14 protein-coding genes are annotated in these 17,300 nt (G+C 67.4%); 11 read left to right on the top strand and 3 right to left on the bottom strand.

All coding sequences use genetic code 11. The features are described from left to right. Window positions 1–41: 41 nt before the first annotated feature. From DL899_RS19340 to DL899_RS06280, 8 genes are all read left to right on the top strand, one after another. Window positions 42–197 carry an enoyl-CoA hydratase/isomerase family protein gene (locus DL899_RS19340; RefSeq protein WP_162685518.1) on the top strand — a complete coding sequence of 52 codons (156 nt, stop codon included), beginning with the start codon at window positions 42–44 and terminating at the stop codon, window positions 195–197. Between the two features lie 131 nt (window positions 198–328). Next, the gene (locus tag DL899_RS06310) at window positions 329–1,696 is read left to right on the top strand and encodes an aspartate aminotransferase family protein (protein ID WP_111733147.1); all 1,368 of its coding nucleotides are present in this window, start codon (window positions 329–331) and stop codon (window positions 1,694–1,696) included. 123 nt (window positions 1,697–1,819) lie between these two features. Next, window positions 1,820–4,684 carry a monovalent cation/H+ antiporter subunit A gene (locus DL899_RS06305; RefSeq protein WP_111733146.1) on the top strand — a complete coding sequence of 955 codons (2,865 nt, stop codon included), beginning with the start codon at window positions 1,820–1,822 and terminating at the stop codon, window positions 4,682–4,684. A 1-nt stretch (window position 4,685) separates the two neighbouring features. Further along, on the top strand, window positions 4,686–5,042 hold the full coding sequence (locus tag DL899_RS06300) for a Na+/H+ antiporter subunit C (RefSeq protein ID WP_111733145.1): 357 nt from the start codon (window positions 4,686–4,688) through the stop codon (window positions 5,040–5,042). Further along, a complete protein-coding gene (locus DL899_RS06295) occupies window positions 5,039–6,610 on the top strand; it encodes a monovalent cation/H+ antiporter subunit D (RefSeq protein ID WP_111733144.1) in 1,572 nt (523 codons plus the stop codon). Before DL899_RS06300 ends, DL899_RS06295 begins: the two co-directional genes overlap by 4 nt. A gap of 1 nt (window position 6,611) precedes the next feature. After that, window positions 6,612–7,115, top strand: coding sequence for a Na+/H+ antiporter subunit E (locus DL899_RS06290; protein WP_111733143.1), 504 nt, complete (start codon window positions 6,612–6,614; stop codon window positions 7,113–7,115). Beyond that, window positions 7,112–7,381 (top strand): K+/H+ antiporter subunit F, encoded by a 270-nt coding sequence (locus DL899_RS06285; RefSeq protein ID WP_111733142.1) that lies wholly within the window; start codon window positions 7,112–7,114, stop codon window positions 7,379–7,381. Before DL899_RS06290 ends, DL899_RS06285 begins: the two co-directional genes overlap by 4 nt. Then, complete coding sequence (locus DL899_RS06280; protein WP_111733141.1) at window positions 7,378–7,791, top strand: Na+/H+ antiporter subunit G; 414 nt, start codon at window positions 7,378–7,380, stop codon at window positions 7,789–7,791. Before DL899_RS06285 ends, DL899_RS06280 begins: the two co-directional genes overlap by 4 nt. Here the strand turns inward: DL899_RS06280 and DL899_RS06275 are convergent. Continuing rightward, window positions 7,736–8,437, bottom strand: coding sequence for a GntR family transcriptional regulator (locus tag DL899_RS06275; protein ID WP_111733140.1), 702 nt, complete (start codon window positions 8,435–8,437; stop codon window positions 7,736–7,738). The genes DL899_RS06280 and DL899_RS06275 overlap by 56 nt on opposite strands. Continuing rightward, the gene (locus DL899_RS06270) at window positions 8,434–9,804 is read right to left on the bottom strand and encodes a formimidoylglutamate deiminase (RefSeq protein WP_111733139.1); all 1,371 of its coding nucleotides are present in this window, start codon (window positions 9,802–9,804) and stop codon (window positions 8,434–8,436) included. Before DL899_RS06270 ends, DL899_RS06275 begins: the two co-directional genes overlap by 4 nt. A 247-nt stretch (window positions 9,805–10,051) precedes the next feature. On the opposite strand from DL899_RS06270, the gene DL899_RS06265 reads away from it, so the two are divergent. Next, the gene (locus DL899_RS06265) at window positions 10,052–10,702 is read left to right on the top strand and encodes a lipoate--protein ligase family protein (RefSeq protein ID WP_111733138.1); all 651 of its coding nucleotides are present in this window, start codon (window positions 10,052–10,054) and stop codon (window positions 10,700–10,702) included. Between the two features lie 5 nt (window positions 10,703–10,707). On the opposite strand, the gene DL899_RS06260 is transcribed toward DL899_RS06265, so the two are convergent. Further along, window positions 10,708–11,553 (bottom strand): fumarylacetoacetate hydrolase family protein, encoded by an 846-nt coding sequence (locus tag DL899_RS06260; RefSeq protein ID WP_111733137.1) that lies wholly within the window; start codon window positions 11,551–11,553, stop codon window positions 10,708–10,710. A gap of 202 nt (window positions 11,554–11,755) precedes the next feature. Here DL899_RS06260 and DL899_RS06255 point away from each other — a divergent pair, with 202 nt between their 5' ends. Together DL899_RS06255 and DL899_RS06250 are read left to right on the top strand one after the other, a co-directional pair. Next, on the top strand, window positions 11,756–13,552 hold the full coding sequence (locus DL899_RS06255) for an autotransporter assembly complex protein TamA (protein ID WP_239494625.1): 1,797 nt from the start codon (window positions 11,756–11,758) through the stop codon (window positions 13,550–13,552). Next, entirely contained in the window at window positions 13,552–17,298 is a 3,747-nt protein-coding gene (locus DL899_RS06250; protein ID WP_111733136.1) for a translocation/assembly module TamB domain-containing protein, read from the top strand. Before DL899_RS06255 ends, DL899_RS06250 begins: the two co-directional genes overlap by 1 nt. Window positions 17,299–17,300 lie beyond the last annotated feature (2 nt).

The following is a 17,300-nucleotide window of genomic DNA, read 5'->3' as shown; positions in this document are numbered from 1 at the left end:
GATTCGACCATCAAACCCGTTCACCCGACAGGGAGGGCCGCTTGGACAACCCCGTGCATATCACAACCAAGGGCGGAATCGCCGTCATCGAAATCGACAACCCGCCGGTCAACGCCGCGTCAATAGCGGTGCGCCAGGGGCTGCTGGCGGCGATCCGGCAGGCCGATGCCGATCCGGGGATCGGGGCGGGGCAGTGACCAAGGGCGCGCCCCTCGGCAGCTTTTGATCAAATCCCAATTGCAAACCCCGCCCCGCATCTGCAACACTCCTGCGCATCGACACCCGGCCGGCAATCCGCCGCAGGTTTCAAGCCAGGAAAGAACACCCGATGACCCTTGCCCCCAATTCCGCCGAAGCGCGCGACATCGCCTATCATTTTCACGCCTATACCAACGCCGAGGCCCACGCCGAGACAGGCCCCCAGATCATGGAGCGCGGCGAGGGCATCTTTGTCTACGACAACCACGGCAAACGCTATATCGAGGCGATGTCCGGGTTGTGGAGCGTCGCCGTCGGCTTTGGCGAGGAACGGCTGATCGAGGCGGCGGTCGCGCAGATGCGCCAGCTGCCATACTATCACAACTTCGCCCACCGCTCGCACGGGCCGGCCATCGACCTGGCCGAAAAGCTGGTGTCGATGGCGCCGGTTCCGATGTCCAAGGTGTTTTTCACCAATTCGGGGTCAGAGGCCAACGACACGGTGATGAAGATGATCTGGTATCGCTCCAACGCGCTGGGGCAGCCGGAAAAGAAAAAGATCATCTCGCGCAATCGTGCCTATCACGGCGTCACCATCGCCTCGGCCAGCCTGACCGGGCTGCCCAACAACCACCGCTCTTTCGACCTGCCGATTTCGCGCGTGCTGCACACCACCTGCCCGCACTACCGCAAAGAGGGCCGCGACGGCGAAAGCGAGGAAGAGTTCGCCACCCGCTGCGCCGAGGAACTTGACAGCCTGATCAAGGCCGAGGGCCCCGACACCATCGCCGCCTTCTTTGCCGAACCGATCATGGGTGCCGGCGGCGTAGTGGTGCCGCCCGCCACGTATTGGGAAAAGATCCAGAAGGTTCTGCGCCAATACGACATCCTGCTGGTAGCCGACGAGGTGATCAACGGTTTCGGCCGCACCGGCAACATGTGGGGCTGCCAGACCTGCGACATCGAACCCGATGCGATGGTGCTGTCGAAACAGATCACGTCCAGCTATGTGCCGTTCTCGGCCATCCTGCTGAACGAACGCTTTTATGCCCCGGTGGCCGAAGAAAGCGGGCGCATCGGCGTTCTGGGCCACGGGTACACCTGCGGCGGGCATCCGGTGGGCGCGGCGGTGGCGCTGGAAAACATCCGCATCATCGAAGATGAGGGGCTGGTCGCCAGGGCGGCCGAGACCGGCGCGCATTTCCTCGAACGGCTGCAGCGCCTGGCCGATCACCCCTTTGTGGGCGAGGTGCGCGGCGTCGGGCTGATCGCGGCGGTCGAACTGCAGCACCCCGAACACCACGACGCGCTGAAACCCGGCACACTGGGCGCGACGATGGCCGGGCTGCTTTATGAACGCGGCGTGATCTCGCGCGCGATGATCGACTCGATGGCCTTTTGCCCGCCGCTGATCACCAGCAAGGAAGAGGTCGACCAGATCGCCGACGCGCTGGAGGATGCGCTGGGCACGATGGAAAAGATGGATTTTCCGGCCTGATCCGCTGCAACCTGCCTGACGGTCGCCAGAAACGACCGTCAGGTGGGCGGAAATCGTCAATTTCGGTCTTTCCTCTGATGCTCTGCCGTATATGTTCCCCGGGAACTGAGGGGGCAGGTCCGAATGTCGCTTTTCCTGATCGTCGCCTTGCCGTTTCTGGGCGCGCTGCTGCCTGGCCTGATGATACGGGCGGGGCGCAACGCCTGCGGCGGCACAACATTCTTTGTCACGCTGACCGCGTTCGCGGGGCTGATGACCCATGTGCCCGCGGTGATGGCGGGCGAGGTACTGACCGCGCGGCTGGACTGGGTGCCGGCACTGGGGCTGAACGCGAATTTCTTTCTCGACGGGCTGGGGCTGTTTTTTGCCAGCCTGATCCTGGGCATCGGCCTGCTGATCATCGCCTATGCGCGCTTCTACCTGTCGCGCGAAGACGACATGGGCGAATTCTACACCTATCTGCTGCTCTTTCAGGGCGCGATGGTTGGGATCGTGCTGTGCGACAACATCCTGATGCTGCTGGTTTTCTGGGAGCTGACCTCGCTGTCGTCGTTCCTGCTGATCGGATACTGGAAACACCTGCCCGAGGGGCGGCAGGGCGCGCGCATGGCGCTGATCGTGACCGGCATGGGCGGGCTGGCGATGATCGGGGGCATGCTGATTCTGGGCGATATCGCCGGCAGCTATGACCTGAGCGTCATCCTCGAACACCGTGACAGGATACAGGCGTCGCCCTATTACCTGCCGGCGCTGCTGCTGATTTTGCTGGGCGCGTTCACCAAGTCGGCGCAGTTCCCGTTTCATTTCTGGCTGCCGCACGCGATGGCCGCGCCGACGCCGGTATCGGCCTACCTGCATTCGGCCACGATGGTAAAGGCGGGGCTTTTCCTGATGGCGCGGCTGTGGCCGGTGCTGTCGGGCACCGAGGCCTGGTTCATCATCGTGACCGGCATCGGGCTGGTGACAATGGTGATCGGCGCGGTGGTCGCGCTGTTCAAGAACGACCTCAAGGCGCTGTTGGCCTTTTCGACGGTGTCGCATCTAGGGCTGATCACCATGCTGCTGGGCACCGGCACCGCATTCGGCGCGATGGCGGCGGTGTTTCACATCCTCAACCACGCCTGTTTCAAGGCGGCGCTGTTCATGACCGCCGGCATCATCGACCACGAGGCCGGCACCCGCGACATCACCCGTCTGGGCGGGCTGCGGCGGCTGATGCCGGTGACATTCGTCATCGCTGCGCTGGCGTCGCTGTCGATGGCCGGGATACCCTTGCTCAACGGTTTCCTGTCCAAGGAAATGATGCTGGAAGAGGCCGCGCACACCGTCCTGTTCAACAGCGCGCTTCTGGTGCCGGTTTTGGCGACGGTCGGGGCGCTCTTTTCGGCGGCCTATTCGTTCCGCTATATCGCGCATGTCTTTTTCGGCTCTCAGCAGGATAACGCCAATGGCCAGCCCCACGACCCCGGTTTCGGCATGTGGGCGCCGCCCGCGGTGCTGGTCGTGCTGGTTGTCGCCATCGGGGTTGCGCCCTTTCTGGCAGAGCCGCTGGTGCGCACTGTCACCGCGGCGGTGCTGGGCGATGCGGCGGCGATGCCCGATGCGCATCTCAAGATCTGGCACGGGCTGACCCCGGCGCTGACAATGTCGGCCATCGCGGTTACCGGCGGCATGCTGTTGCTGATCGCCTTTGCGCCGCTGGCGCGGGCCTGGGCCGTGGCCGGGCCGCCGGCGGCCAAGGCGATTTTCGACGCCATCATCGGGGCCATCATCGCCCTGTCGCGCACAATCACCGAGCGGCTGCATGACGGCGCGATGACCCGTTACGCGGCGATCTTTTCGGTCACCGTGGTGGCGGTGGCGGGGCATGCCTGGATCACCGGCAACGCCCCCGCCCCCGCGCGCGAGATGCTACCGGTCGAGCCGCTGCCGCTTGCGGGCTGGCTGCTCTTGGTGGTGGCAACGCTGGTGCTGGTCTGGCAGCACCGCAACCGATTCCTCGCCCTGGTGCTGATGGGGGTGGTCGGGCTGATGATCTCGGTCGGGTTCGCCTATCTCAGCGCGCCCGACCTGGCGCTGACGCAGCTTTCGGTCGAGGTGGTCACCGTCATCCTGCTGCTGCTGGCGCTCAACTTCCTGCCGCGCGAAACCCCGATGGAAAGCGCGGGCGGACGGCGGCTGCGCGACGGAATCATTGCCGCGGCGGTGGGTCTTGGCGCGGGGGCGCTGGTCTATACCATCCTGTTGGGGGATTTCGCGGCGCAGACGATATCGGCCTATCATCTGGAAAACGCCTACAAGGGCGGCGGCGGCACCAATGTCGTCAACGTCATCCTGGTCGATTTCCGTGGCTATGACACCTTTGGCGAGATCATCGTTCTGGGGATCGCCGCGCTGGTGATCTATGCCACCACCGAGGCGCTGCTGTCGGGCCCGGTGCGTGCACGGCTGCTGAACCGCCCGCTCGAGAACGTGGCCGGCGACGCCCACCCGATGATGATGGTCGTCGTCACGCGACTAATGATGCCGCTGGTGCTGATGGTGGGGGTCTACATCTTTCTGCGCGGGCACAACGAGCCCGGCGGCGGGTTCATCGCCGGCCTTGTCGTGGCCATCGCCGTGGTGATGCAATACATGGCCTCGGGCTATGCTTGGGCCTCGGGTCGCCAACGCGTGCCCTATCACGGCATCATCGGCACCGGCGTCCTGGTCGCGGGTCTTACCGGTATCGGCGCGTGGTTTTTTGGCGCGCCGTTCCTGACCTCGGCCTTCGGCTATTTCCGCATCCCTCCGTTCGAGAAATTCGAGTTGGCCACCGCGATGGGCTTTGACCTGGGCGTGTTCCTGTGCGTCGTCGGCGCGGTGATGCTGTCACTGGATAGCTTCGCGCAGATGGCGCGCCGTTCCGGCATCGCGGCGAGCGAGTACGACATCGACATTGACCCATCGCGCGATCACGCCTTGGACACCGATAAGGCGGAGGGCTGAGATGGAGCTATTGGTAGCCAGTTCCGTGGGCGTGCTGACGGCGGCGGGCATTTACCTGGTGCTTCGGTTGCGCACCTTTCCGGTGATCGTCGGCACCGCACTGCTGAGCTATGCGGTCAACGTCTTTCTCTTTGCCTCTGGCCGGCTGGCGGTGAACCAGCCGCCAGTGCTGCGCGACGGCGTTACCGCCTATACCGACCCGCTGCCGCAGGCGCTGGTGCTGACGGCGATCGTGATCTCGTTCGGGATGACAGCGGTGGTGGTGATCGTGGCGCTGGGGGCCTATCTCAGCTCGCAGGATGACCATATCGACGACGGCCCGGGCCGAGACGATGTCGGCGAGGAGGCGCAGCCATGAGCCACTGGATCATCGCCCCCGTCATCCTGCCGGCCATGATGGCGGCGTTCATCGTGCTGGTGGTGCGTTTCCATCCGCTGTTGCAACGGGTGTTTTCGCTGGCCGGAACGCTGGCGATCCTCGCCGTGGCGGCAGGCCTTTACTGGCAGACATCCGACGGCACCATCCTGCTGTATCAGCTGGGCGACTGGGCCGCGCCCTTTGGCATCGTTCTGGTGGCGGACCGGCTGTCGGCACTGTTCGTGCTGTTGACGGCCGTGCTGGCGGTGCCGGTTCTGCTGTATGCCATGGGCTCGGGCTGGGACATGCGCGGGCGGCATTTCCATGCCCTCTTTCAGTTCCAGCTTATGGGCATCCTGGGGGCGTTCCTGACCGGTGACGCTTTCAACCTCTTCGTCTTTTTCGAGGTGCTGCTCATCGCCTCTTACGGGCTGATGATCCATTCGGGCGGCGCGCGGCGGTTCCGGGTGGGGGTGCAGTATGTCGTCTACAACCTGCTTGGCTCGACGCTGTTCCTGTTCGCGCTGGGCACGATCTATGCCGAGACCGGAACGCTGAACATGGCCGACCTGGCCCAGCGCGTCGCCGCCCTGCCGGTGGACGACACCGCCGGCGTGCGCGTGGCGGCGGTGATGCTGCTGATGGTCTTTGCCGTCAAGGCCGCGATCCTGCCGCTGCATTTCTGGCTGCCGGCGGCCTATGCCGCCGCACCGGCACCGGTGGCGGCGCTGTTCGCGGTGATGACCAAGGTCGGCGCCTATGCCATCATCCGGTTCTTTACCCTGATCTTTCCGCCCGACCTGGCGATCACGCAGGGACTTTTCGATAGCTGGCTGTTGCCGGCGGCGCTGGTGACACTGACGCTGGGCATGCTGGGGATACTCGGGGCGCGGCGGCTGGATGCGCTGGTCGCCTTCGCGGTGGTCGGCTCGATGGGGATGCTGATGACATCCATCTCGGTCTTTACCCCGGCGGGTATCGCCGCGGCGCTGTATTATGCCGTGCACTCGACGCTGGCGACGGCGGCGCTTTTTCTGCTGGTCGGCGTGGTCGAGGATCGCCGCGCGGGCAACGCGCTGGGGTACGACCCGGCCCCGCCCCTGCCCGGTGCGGCGCTGGTGGCCGGGTTCTTTTTTGCCGCGGCAATCGCGATGGCCGGGCTGCCGCCGCTGTCGGGCTTTGTCGGCAAACTGCTGATCCTCGACGCGACGATGGCTGATCCGCGCATGGCATGGGTCTGGGCGGTTGTGCTGAGCACCAGCCTGATCGCGGTGATCGGCTTTTCCCGCGCCGGCAGCGCGATTTTCTGGAAGGCCCACGCACCCGACACCGCCGCAGTGGCGACCATGGCAGAGGATGCGCCGCCCACGCCCGCGCTGCCGATGGTGGCGATCGGCGGGTTGATCGCGATGCTGGCGTTGGTCACCGTCTTTGCCGGTCCGCTGCAACGCAATTTTGCCGCCACCGCGGCGCAGCTTTTCGCGCCCGGCCCCTATATTTCGGTCGTGCTGGACACGCCCGGACGCACCATTACCCATGATGCCGACAGCGAAGAGGAGGCGCACTGACATGCCCCGCAAGCTGATCTGGCGCCTGTTCCCCCACCCGCTGCTGACGCTGCTGCTGACGCTGGTGTGGTGCCTGCTGGTCAATGGGTTCAGTTCCGGCACCGTCGCGTTCGGCCTGATTCTGGGCACGGTGATTCCGATCCTCACCGCCGCCTACTGGCCGCGACGGCCAGTCATCCGCAAACCGCTGAGGGTGCTGGAATACATCCTCATCGTGCTGTGGGACATCATCGTCGCAAACGTGCAGGTGGCGATCATCGTGGTGTTCAAGCGCAACGCCGACATGGCGTCCAACTGGGTGGCTATCCCGCTGGAGCTGCGCACGCCCGAAGCCATCGCCATCCTTGCCGGCACCATCACGCTGACCCCCGGCACGGTTTCGGCCGACCTGTCGGACGAGGGGCATGCGCTGCTGGTGCACGCGCTCGACGCGCCCGACCCCGACGCCGTACGCGACGCCATCAAGTCCCGCTACGAACGCCGATTGAAGGAGATTTTCGAATGATCACCTACGCGCTCTATTTCGCCTTCACCGCGGTCGGGTTGTCGCTGCTGCTGGCGATGTGGCGGCTGCTGATCGGGCCGGACGTCGGCGACCGGGTGCTGGCGCTTGATACGCTGGCAATCAACGCCGTGGCGCTGATCGTGCTTTACGGCATTTACGCGCAGACCCAGACCTATTTCGAGGCGGCGCTGCTGATCGCGATGCTGGGCTTCGTGTCGACCGTCGCCTATGCGCGCTTCGTGCTGCGCCGGGACGTGATCGAATGAGCGCCGCCGCCGAAATCTTTGTCAGTGCGCTGATCGTGATCGGCGCGGTGTTCACGCTGGTCGGGTCCTGGGGGCTGGTCAAGCTGGACGCGCCGATGTCGCGGCTGCACGCCCCCACAAAGGCGGGCACGCTGGGCGTGGGCAGCGTGCTGATGGCGTCGATGTGCTATGCCTTCATCTGGCGCGATGGCTCGGCGCACGAGCTGCTGATCACCGCGTTCCTGTTCGTCACGGCGCCGGTTTCGGCGATGCTTATCGCCAAGGTTGCCATTTTCCGGCGCACCAACGTACAGGAGCTGCCGCCGCCGCCCACGGACACCACCTGGGCGACGCACGACACCGGCGAAAGAGCGATCAAATCGTCGTCTGCATCCGAAAACCGGGGCGGTAATACTGCCACACCAGGGTGATCGGGCGAGTGCCGTCACGGGTGATGCGCTCGATGGTGAATATCGCCGCGCCGGGATCGCATTGCAGATGATCTGCGGCCTCGTCCGAGGCGGCGCTGGCGGAAAAGGCGATCTCGCCATCGGTAAAGGCGGCGGTGCGCACCAGCCATTCATTGGCGCTGATTTCGTCGAACGGCTGCTCGGCGGCCTCGGGCACCACGTCCAGGTTGATCCAGCGGTCCTCGAACACGAACGGCGCGCCATCGGCTGTATGCAACGCCTGGACGTGCAGGAAAATGCCGTCCGTATCCCCGCCCAGCCGTTCCAGCAGATCGCGCGGCGGCACGCCCGAGCGGCGCAGCAGGCGGCGATAGCCCGGCTTCTGCCCGCGCGCGGCGATTTCCTTGCGGATGATGGGAATGCTCAGCGTCGCCTTTCGCACCGGGTGCAGGGCCACGCGGGTGCCGGCCTTGCGTCGACGTTCCAGCAGGCCGGCGTCCGACAGGCTGCGCAGCGCCCGGTTGACGGTCGCGCGGGCGCAGCCGAATTCGTCGGCCAGGTCCTGTTCGTTGGGGATCATGTCCCCCGGCGCCCAGACGCGGGTATGGATACGCCGGCGCACCTCGCTTTCGATGGCCTGCCAGGTCTTTGCTGCGGGCCCGCTCATAGCGCATCCCTCAGATCGGCCATCGCGCGCAGGTACCGCGCGCGGATCTCGTCGCGCCGCACATGGCGGCCCTCGCGCACAACCGCCCGCCCGGCCGACCACACGGCCGAGACCATGTGATCGTCACCGGCAAAGACATAGGCATCAAGGATCGCATCGCCCTCGCGCCCGGCCAGGTCGATGGCGCCACCGTCAAGCGCGACCAGATCGCCCCAACTGCCGGGGGCAATGCCGCCCTGCCCGCGCCCGGCGGCCTGCGCACCACCAGCCACCGCCGCGCCGAACAACCGCCGGCCGGTCGATTGTGTGTCGGTTGCCAGCACCGCGCGGCTGCGGTCGCGCAGGCGCTGGGAGTATTCCAGCGTGCGCAGCTCTTCGCACAGGGTAATGCGGATGTTGCTGTCCGACCCGATGGCGATGCGCCCGTCCTCGTCGAGCCAGCGCACCCCGTCGAATATGCCATCGCCTAGGTTGCTTTCGGTGATCGGGCAGAGCCCCGCCACCGCCCCGCTGCGCGCCAGGTCGACGGTTTCATGCGGTTGCATCTGGGTGCAGTGGATCAGGCACCAGCGGCCATCGACCTGCGCATTCTGCAACAGCCATTCCACCGGGCGCGCGCCCCAGGCGGCCTGCACCTCTTCGACCTCGGCGACCTGTTCGGCCAGGTGCATGTGCACGGGGCCGTCCCCCGCCAGCGCGGCTATGGCGGGCAGGTCGCCCGGCGCCACCGCGCGCAGGCTGTGCGGCGCCACACCAAGGCGGGTGTCATTCGGCAACCCCTTCAGCGCCGCGCCCGCACCCTCGTGCAGGCGCGCAAAGCTGTCGGGATCGGTACCAAACCGGATCTGCCCCGGCCCCAGCGGCCGCCCATCGCAGCCGCCGAAACGGTAATGCACCGGCAGCAGGGTCAGGCCGATGCCGGTCTGCTCGGCCGCTGCGGCGATGCGGGTGCTCATCTCGGCGATGTTGTCATAGGGCACGCCGCCGGGGCGGTGGTGCAGGTAGTGGAATTCGACATTGGTGGCATAGCCGGATTCCAGCATCTCCATCTGCACCAGCGCGGCGATGGCCTCGACATGATCGGGCGTCAACTGATCAAGAAAGCGGAACATCAGCCGCCGCCATGTCCAGAAGCTGTCGCGCCCGTCGGGGCCGCGCGCCTCTGTCATTCCGGCCATGGCGCGCTGAAAGGCATGGCTATGGACATTGGCTGGCGCTGGCAGCAGGATGTCGGTGCGTTCCTGCCCGGCGGCGTGCGGCACACCGGCGACAACATCGCCGATCCGCCCCTCTGCATCCAGCGTCACGGCAACGTCACGCTGCCAGACCTGCGCCGTCAGCGCCTGTTTCGCCCAGATCACCGGCATGGTTCCTGCCTCCGCGCCCCTTTAATATGTGCATACATATCATCACCACGCAATTCAAGGGCAAGGCCGCGATCGCGAGCCTCAGACACCCGGATCGGCCTTGAGCCCCCTGCTACCGCCCCGGCCTGCTTGACCGCCCCCTGCCCCGGGCCTTAACTGCCGCCGCACACAAGTATCAGAGGTATCCGCCCTGCCAGCCCCGACCCCGACCACCTTCAGAACGGCCAAGCCGGGGCTCGAGGCCGAAATGGCCATGCTTGCGCAGGTGGCGGCCGGGCACAGCGGCCCGGTGGCGTTCCTGTGGCAGGCGGCGGAACCGGGTCTGGTGCTGCCTGAACGATTCGCGCGCACGCCCGGCTTTGACACGGCGGCGGCGGCCTGCGCGGCGGCCGGCTGGCCCGTCGCCACCCGCAAGACCGGCGGCGGGATCACCCCGCAGGGGCCGGGGGTGCTGAATCTCGCGCTGGCCTTTCGCGCCGGAACCGGGCGGGCGCGCACGATAAGGGCCAGCTATGCCGACATATGCGACCCGCTGGCCGAGGCACTGACGGGGCTTGGCATCAAGGCCACCACCGCGCCGGTGAAGGGCAGCTTTTGCGACGGCGACTACAACCTTGCCGTCGGGGGGCGCAAGCTGATCGGCACCGCCCAGCGCTGGCGCGGCGAGGCTTGCCTCGCGCATGCGCTGATCCTGACCGACATCGCGCTGGCGCCGGCGGTGGCGGCGGTCCAGTTGCTCAGCGACGGGCTGGGCCACGACACCCGATTCGATCCGGCCCTGCATTGCCGGCTGGCCGATCTGCTGGATGGGGCGGGCGATCCGGCCGCCCGGCTGAGCGCCAGCCTGTGGCCTCTGCTGGCGCGGCGCGGCTATGACGAGTGGCCCGGCATGGGCTGAGCACCTCAGCCGGCGGCGACGACCGTTTGCCGCTGGGTTCCCAACCCCTCGACCGTCAGTTCCATCACATCGCCGGAGCGCAGGAAGCGTTGCGGATCGCGTCCCATGCCCACCCCCTCGGGCGTGCCGGTGGCGATGATGTCGCCGGGTTGCAGGCGCATGAAGCGGCTCATGTAGGAAATGATCTCGGCCACCGAAAAGATCATGTCATGGGTGCCCGAATCCTGCATCACCTCGCCGTTCAGCGACAAGGACAGCGACAGCGCCTGCGGGTCCGCCACCTCGTCCGCGGTGACCAGCCAGGGGCCGACGGGGCCAAAGCTGGGGGCGGATTTACCCTTGATCCACTGGCCCTTGCGCTCGATCTGGAATTCGCGTTCCGAGACATCGTTGATGACGCAATACCCCGCCACGCAATCCAGCGCCTCGGCCTCGGACACGTAGAGCGCCTCGCGCCCGATCACCACGCCCAGCTCGACCTCCCAGTCGGTCTTGACCGAGTCGCGCGGGATGATCACCGGATCGTCAGGCCCCGACAGGGCCGAGCTGGCCTTGGAAAAGAGGATTGGCTCTGGCGGCGGCTTTGACCCGGTTTCCGCGGCGTGGCGGGCATAGTTCAGGCCGACGCAAAAGAAATTCGGCACCCGCGACAGGCATGGCCCCATGCGCCCCGGCTGTTCGACCAGCGGCAGGGTTTCGGGGTCGAGCGCGCGCAGCGCATCCAGCGCCGACAGCGACACCGCCTCGCCCGCGAAATCGGGCACAAGCGCGGACAGATCGCGCACCCGGCCCGCTTCGTCCAGCATTCCGGTCCTTTCGGCGCCCGCGGGCCCGTATCGCAGCAGTTTCATTGTTTGCCCCTTCCGCTTGTTGCCCCATTTGTTAGGCAGGCGGGCGCGCTTTGGCAATCCCGCCGCCCCCTTTGTGGCTGCTCTGCAGAAATTCATGACGAGGCATCGGCAACAATTCGTCCAGTGGGCGCGACGTGACGCAAAAGGTATGGCCAAGCCCGGCCCCGGATGGGATAGATATGACGAGGATCGGAGCGTTCGTTTGAGCCATTTCAGACCCTTCTTGTCAGTGCTCCTGGCCCTGGCTCTGCTGGGTGGGGGCCGCGCCGTGGCCGCGGCCGAGGTGGTAATCGCCCTGCCAGCCGATGCGCAGGGGCTGGGCGGGCATCTGCGCGACGCCTCGCTCAGCGTTCAGACCGCCGCGCGCGAGGATGCCACCGCACAGGACCTGCTTGCCGCTGCGCGCGCGGACTATGCCCGCATGGTTGGCGCGCTCTACGAGGTCGGCCGCTATGGCGGCGTGGTCAGCATCCGCGTCGACGGGCGCGAGGCCGCCGACATGCCCGCCTTTGCCGCGCCGGCCCGGATCGGACGCATCGCCATCCGGGTGGAACCGGGGCCGCTGTTCACCTTTTCGCAGACCCGGATCGCGCCGCTGGCGCCGGGCACGCAGTTGCCTGCGGGCTTCGGCCCCGGAATGCCCGCCTTCAGCAAGGTCATCGGCAAGGCCGCGGCGGTGGCAGGGCGCGGCTGGCGCGAGGCCGGCCATGCCAAGGTCGCCATCGCCACCCAGCAACTGGTCGCCGACCATCGCGGCGCAAGGCTGGCCGCCGACATCACCCTTGCCCCCGGCCCGAGGCTGCGCTTTGGCCAACTGGTCGTGGCGCGCGCCGGCAAGGTGCGCCCCGAGCGCGTGCGCACCATTGCCGGGCTGCCCACGGGGCGCATCTATCACCCCGACGAGGTGGACGATGCCAGCCGCCGCCTGCGGCGCACCGGCGCGTTTTCATCCGTGGTTCTGGAAGAGGCCGCAACGCCGGGTCCGGGCGGCACGCTAGACGTCATCGCAACGCTGGCGGACGCCAGGCCGCGCCGCTTTGGCTTTGGCGCGGAACTGTCGTCGCTGGAGGGGCTGACGCTGTCGGGCTTCTGGCTGCACCGCAACCTGCTGGGCGGGGCCGAACGGCTGCGCGTAGAGGCCGAGGTCGGCGGCATAGGCGGCGATTCGGGCGGCATCGACTATGTGCTTTCGTCCCGCTTCGACCGCCCGGCGACATTCACCCCCGATACCGGCCTCTTTCTGACCGCCCGGATACAGGAAAAGAACGAACCCGATTACCGAGAGCGCAGCGCGCGGCTGGGCGGCGGGCTGAGCCACATCTTTTCCGACACGCTGACCGGCGAGGCCGGGATCGCCTATCAGTATTCGGACATCGACGACGATCTCGGTTCGCGCCGGCTGGAGCATCTGCTCTTTCCCGCGCGGCTGACATGGGACACCCGCGACGATGACCTGAATGCAAAGCATGGCGTCTATCTCGACCTTGATGTGACCTCCTTTGCCGGGCTCAGCGGTGGCGGACTGGGCGCGCGGGTCTATTTCGACGCGCGCCAATACATCAGTCTGACGCGGGATGGCGGGCTGGTGCTGGCCACGCGCGCCCAGCTTGGCACCGTCAACGGCGCCAGCCTGACCGAGGTACCGCCAGAGATGCTGTTTTTCTCTGGCGGGGCGGGCACGGTGCGCGGCCAGTCCTACAAGTCACTGGGCATCGACCTGCCCGGCGGGCGACAGGTTGGCGGGCGGTCCTTTTCCGCCGTGTCTGCAGAACTGCGCGCCGACCTCAGCGGCCCGTGGTCGGTGGTGGGGTTTGCCGATGGCGGTTTCGTCGGGTCCGGCAGCTGGTGGGACGGCGCAAGCGACAGCCACTATGGCGCCGGCCTTGGCGTGCGCTATGACACCGGGCTGGGGCCGATCCGGGTGGACATCGCCACCCCGCTCGACAGTGGTGCGGGCAACGAGGTCGAGCTTTATATCGGCATAGGGCAGGCGTTCTGATGCGAGTGTTGCGGATCATCGCCCTTTTGGCCCTCACCGCCCTGCCGGCGGCGGCGCAGGACGCCGATACGCAGGCCGAGGCCGACAAGACCTTTCTCGAAAACCAGATAGAGGGGCTCTTGTCCGGCACCGGGCGCGAGGTGACGATCACCGGCTTTCGCGGCGCGCTGTCGTCGCGCGCGACGCTGCAACGGATGACCATCGCCGATGGCGATGGCATCTGGCTGACGATCGAGGATGCGACGCTGGACTGGTCGCGCGCCGCGCTACTGGCCGGCCGGCTGGAGGTGACCGAACTGTCGGCCGCCACAATCACGCTTGACCGGTTGCCACAACCCGACGACCGGCTGACGCCCGACGATGCCGCCGCGCAGGGCTTTGCCCTGCCCGAGCTGCCGGTGTCAGTTTCGGTGGGCAAGATCGACGCCGAGACGGTGCAGTTGGGCGAGGCTGTGCTGGGCGAGGCGGCGACGCTGTCGGCAGAGGGGCGGCTGGAACTGGCCGGTGGCGCGGGCGACGCCGCGCTGGAGATCCGCCGGGTGGGGCGCGATGATCGGCTGACGCTCGATGCCGGGTTTGACAACACCACGCGCGTGCTGCGCATCGACCTGGATTTCGACGAGGCGGCAGGCGGGCTGGTGGCCCGCACGCTGCGCATCCCCGGCCTGCCGGCGCTGCGGCTGCAGGTCGCGGGCGACGCGCCACTTTCGGATTTCGAGGCGCAGGTGTCGCTGCAATCCGATGGCGCCCGTCGACTGGGCGGCGCGATCAGCATCGCAGACATCGGCGCGGACGGCACAGAGGGCTATGGTTTCTCCGCCGACCTGCAGGGCGATCTGCGGCCGCTGGTCACCAAAGACCTGCACCCCTTCTTCGGCGAAAGCGCGACGCTGGCACTGTCCGGTCAGGCCCTGAGCGGGGGGCGTGTCGGGATAGACCGCCTGCGGCTGGAAACCGGGGCGCTGGCCCTCACCGGGGCGCTGGCGCTGGGCGCAGAGGGCTGGCCCGAACGTTTTGACCTCAGCGGGCGGGTGGGCGGCGACGGGCGGTTGCGTCTGCCGGTTTCGGGTGAGGCGACCTTCATCGACGAGGCGCGGCTTTCGGCCAGCTATGACGCCTCGGCGGGCGAGACATGGCAGGCCGACCTGTGGCTGAGCGGGCTGGAAAGCGGCGGCCTTGGCATCGGAGAGGCCCGCATCGGCGGCGAAGGCACCATCACCCGCGCCACCCCCAACAGCCTGCGCGCCAACCTCGTTCTTGCCGCCCGGCAGGTCAGCCATATTGACCCGGCGCTGGCCCGCGCGCTGGGAACCGCACCGCAAGGGGCGATGACGCTGTCCTGGCAACCCGGCGCGCCGCTGCTTGTCGAGCGGATGACCCTGACCAGCAATGATGCCTCGGTCAGGGCCTCCGGCACGGTTGGCGACCTGGCGCAGGGGTTGGCGGTGGAAAACGGTTTTGCCAAGCTCTCGATTGGCGATCTTGCACGTTTCTCAGCGCTTGCCGGGCGCGACATCGCCGGCGCAGCCGACGCCACGGTGCTGGGCAGCGGCAGCCTGCTGGGTGGCGATTTCGATATCGAGGTTGCCGCCACGACCGATGATCTGCAAACCGGCACGCCACGGCTTGACCCGCTGTTGTCGGGCCGCGGCACGCTGAACCTGACCGCAAGGCGCACCACCAGGGGCATCGAGGTGGAGAGCCTGAACATCACCACCCCCGCGCTGGGGGCCGAGGCGGCAGGCCGGCTTGACGGGCAGAACGGCACGCTGAACCTGACCGCGCGTCTTACTGACCTGTCGCTGGCAGAGCCGCGCCTGTCTGGCCCGGCGGATATAGAGACCGGGCTGGCATGGCAGGCTGGCGGCGCGTTGCGGATTTCCGCCCTCAGGGTCAACGCGGCGGGCGCCGCCCTGACGGGTGAGGGCACGATCGACACCGCGGATGCGGCATTGCCGGCACAGGGGCGGCTGAGCCTCAGCGCCACGGACCTGTCGAACTTTGCCGCGCTCACCGGGCGGCCGCTGGCCGGATCGGCCGACCTCAGCATCGAGGGCACGGGCGAGATCGCCGGGCGAAAGCTGAAAGGCGACATCAAGCTGGATACCAGCGGTCTGCGCACCGGGATCGCGCAGGTTGACCGGCTGACCGGTGGCAACGTGGCGCTGGATGGGCGCCTGGCCTGGGGCGGCGGCCCGGTGGTGATCGAGCGGCTGAACCTCGACGCCGCCCGCGTGACCATGACCGCCGCTGCACCGGCCGAGGGCGAGCCGGTTCAGCTGACCCTGAACCTGGCCGATCTGGGCGACCTTGCGCCGGGTATCAACGGCCCGGCACGGCTGGATGGCACGCTGACCTTTGTCGACAATTTAGGCGAAACGGTCGCGGTCGACCTCGGCTTCAGCGGGCCCGGCGGCACCTCGGCCCGGATCGGCGGGCAGATCGCAGAGTTCGGACAATCCCTGGCGCTGAGCGCCACCGGACAGGCCCCGCTGGCGTTGGCCAATAGCATCATCGCACCGCGTTCCATCGCCGGGCCGGCGCGTTTCGACCTGCGCCTTGACGGCGCGCCGGGGATCGGCGCGCTGACGGGCGAGATCAGCATCACCGGCGCGCGGGTGTCGATGCCATCGCTGGCCTCGGCTATCGGCAACCTGACCGGCACTGTCAGGCTGGGCGGCGGGCAGGCGCAGATGGACATCACCGGCGACACCGGCCGCAGCGGGCAGTTCCGCACCACCGGGTCGGTCGGGCTGGCGGCGCCCTTTGCGGCGGCACTGGAAACCCGGCTGACCCGGCTGGGCGTGGCCGACCCGGCGCTGTTTCAGACCACGCTTGACGGGCGCGTCGGCATCGACGGCCCGCTGGCGGGCGGGGCGCGCATTTCGGGGGCGTTGCAGCTTGGCCAGACCGAACTGCGAGTGCCTTCGGGTGGGGGTGGATCGCTCAGCGCCATGCCGCCGATCCGGCATGTCGGTGCATCAGCGGCGGTGACCGAAACCCGCCGCCGCGCCGGGCTGATCGAAACCGGCCGCCCCGCCCCCGCCGTCGCCTATCCGCTGGACCTGACCATCGACGCGCCCAGCCGCATCTTTGTGCGCGGTCGGGGCCTTGATGCCGAACTGGGCGGCCGGTTGCGGCTGGGCGGCACCACCGCCGACGTCGCCGCCAGCGGGGTCTTTAACCTGATCCGCGGCCGCATGGATATCCTGACCAAGCGGCTGGACCTGACCGAGGGGCAGATCGACCTGCGCGGCAGCCTGGACCCGTGGCTGCGCTTCGTGGCGCAGACCGAATCCGACGATCTGAGCATCTCAATCGTGCTCGAGGGATACGCCAGCGATCCCGAGATCAGCTTTACCTCGTCGCCCGACCTGCCGCAGGAGGAAATCCTTGCCCAACTCTTGTTCGGGCGCAGTTTTGACAAGATGTCTGCCTTTCAGGCCGCACAGATGATCAGCGCCGTGGCAACGCTGTCGGGCAAGGGGTCGGGCGGGCTGACCGGGCAGCTGCGCGGGGCGCTGGGGCTGAGCGATTTCGACGTTACCTCGACCGACGAGGGCGCAACCCAGTTCCGCGCCGGCGCCTATATCTCGGACAAGCTCTATTCCGAGGTGACCGCCGACAGCGAGGGCAACAACGAGATCAACCTGAACCTCGACCTGACCCCGTCGATCACGGTCAAGGGCAGCGCCAGCAACAGCGGCGATACCGGGTTGGGGATTTTCTTTGAACGGGATTACTAGGG

The sequence above is a fragment of the Roseovarius amoyensis genome (assembly GCF_003260265.1).
In the GTDB taxonomy this organism is placed as follows: Bacteria; Pseudomonadota; Alphaproteobacteria; order Rhodobacterales; family Rhodobacteraceae; genus Roseovarius; species Roseovarius amoyensis.
The sequence above is the reverse complement of the archived record's forward strand: the minus strand, read 5'-3'. Positions and strand labels throughout refer to the sequence as shown.

Excerpts from the sequence above, each read along its gene's own strand:
- DL899_RS06270 (WP_111733139.1), bottom strand. The coding sequence starts at position 9,804 with ATGCCGGTGATCTGGGCGAAACAGGCGCTGACGGCGCAGGTCTGGCAG.
- DL899_RS06285 (WP_111733142.1), top strand. The coding sequence starts at position 7,112 with ATGATCACCTACGCGCTCTATTTCGCCTTCACCGCGGTCGGGTTGTCG.
- DL899_RS06250 (WP_111733136.1), top strand. The coding sequence starts at position 13,552 with ATGCGAGTGTTGCGGATCATCGCCCTTTTGGCCCTCACCGCCCTGCCG.
- DL899_RS06310 (WP_111733147.1), top strand. The coding sequence starts at position 329 with ATGACCCTTGCCCCCAATTCCGCCGAAGCGCGCGACATCGCCTATCAT.
- DL899_RS06280 (WP_111733141.1), top strand. The coding sequence starts at position 7,378 with ATGAGCGCCGCCGCCGAAATCTTTGTCAGTGCGCTGATCGTGATCGGC.
- DL899_RS06305 (WP_111733146.1), top strand. The coding sequence starts at position 1,820 with ATGTCGCTTTTCCTGATCGTCGCCTTGCCGTTTCTGGGCGCGCTGCTG.
- DL899_RS06265 (WP_111733138.1), top strand. The coding sequence starts at position 10,052 with ATGGCCATGCTTGCGCAGGTGGCGGCCGGGCACAGCGGCCCGGTGGCG.
- DL899_RS06290 (WP_111733143.1), top strand. The coding sequence starts at position 6,612 with ATGCCCCGCAAGCTGATCTGGCGCCTGTTCCCCCACCCGCTGCTGACG.
- DL899_RS06260 (WP_111733137.1), bottom strand. The coding sequence starts at position 11,553 with ATGAAACTGCTGCGATACGGGCCCGCGGGCGCCGAAAGGACCGGAATG.
- DL899_RS06295 (WP_111733144.1), top strand. The coding sequence starts at position 5,039 with ATGAGCCACTGGATCATCGCCCCCGTCATCCTGCCGGCCATGATGGCG.
- DL899_RS06275 (WP_111733140.1), bottom strand. The coding sequence starts at position 8,437 with ATGAGCGGGCCCGCAGCAAAGACCTGGCAGGCCATCGAAAGCGAGGTG.
- DL899_RS06300 (WP_111733145.1), top strand. The coding sequence starts at position 4,686 with ATGGAGCTATTGGTAGCCAGTTCCGTGGGCGTGCTGACGGCGGCGGGC.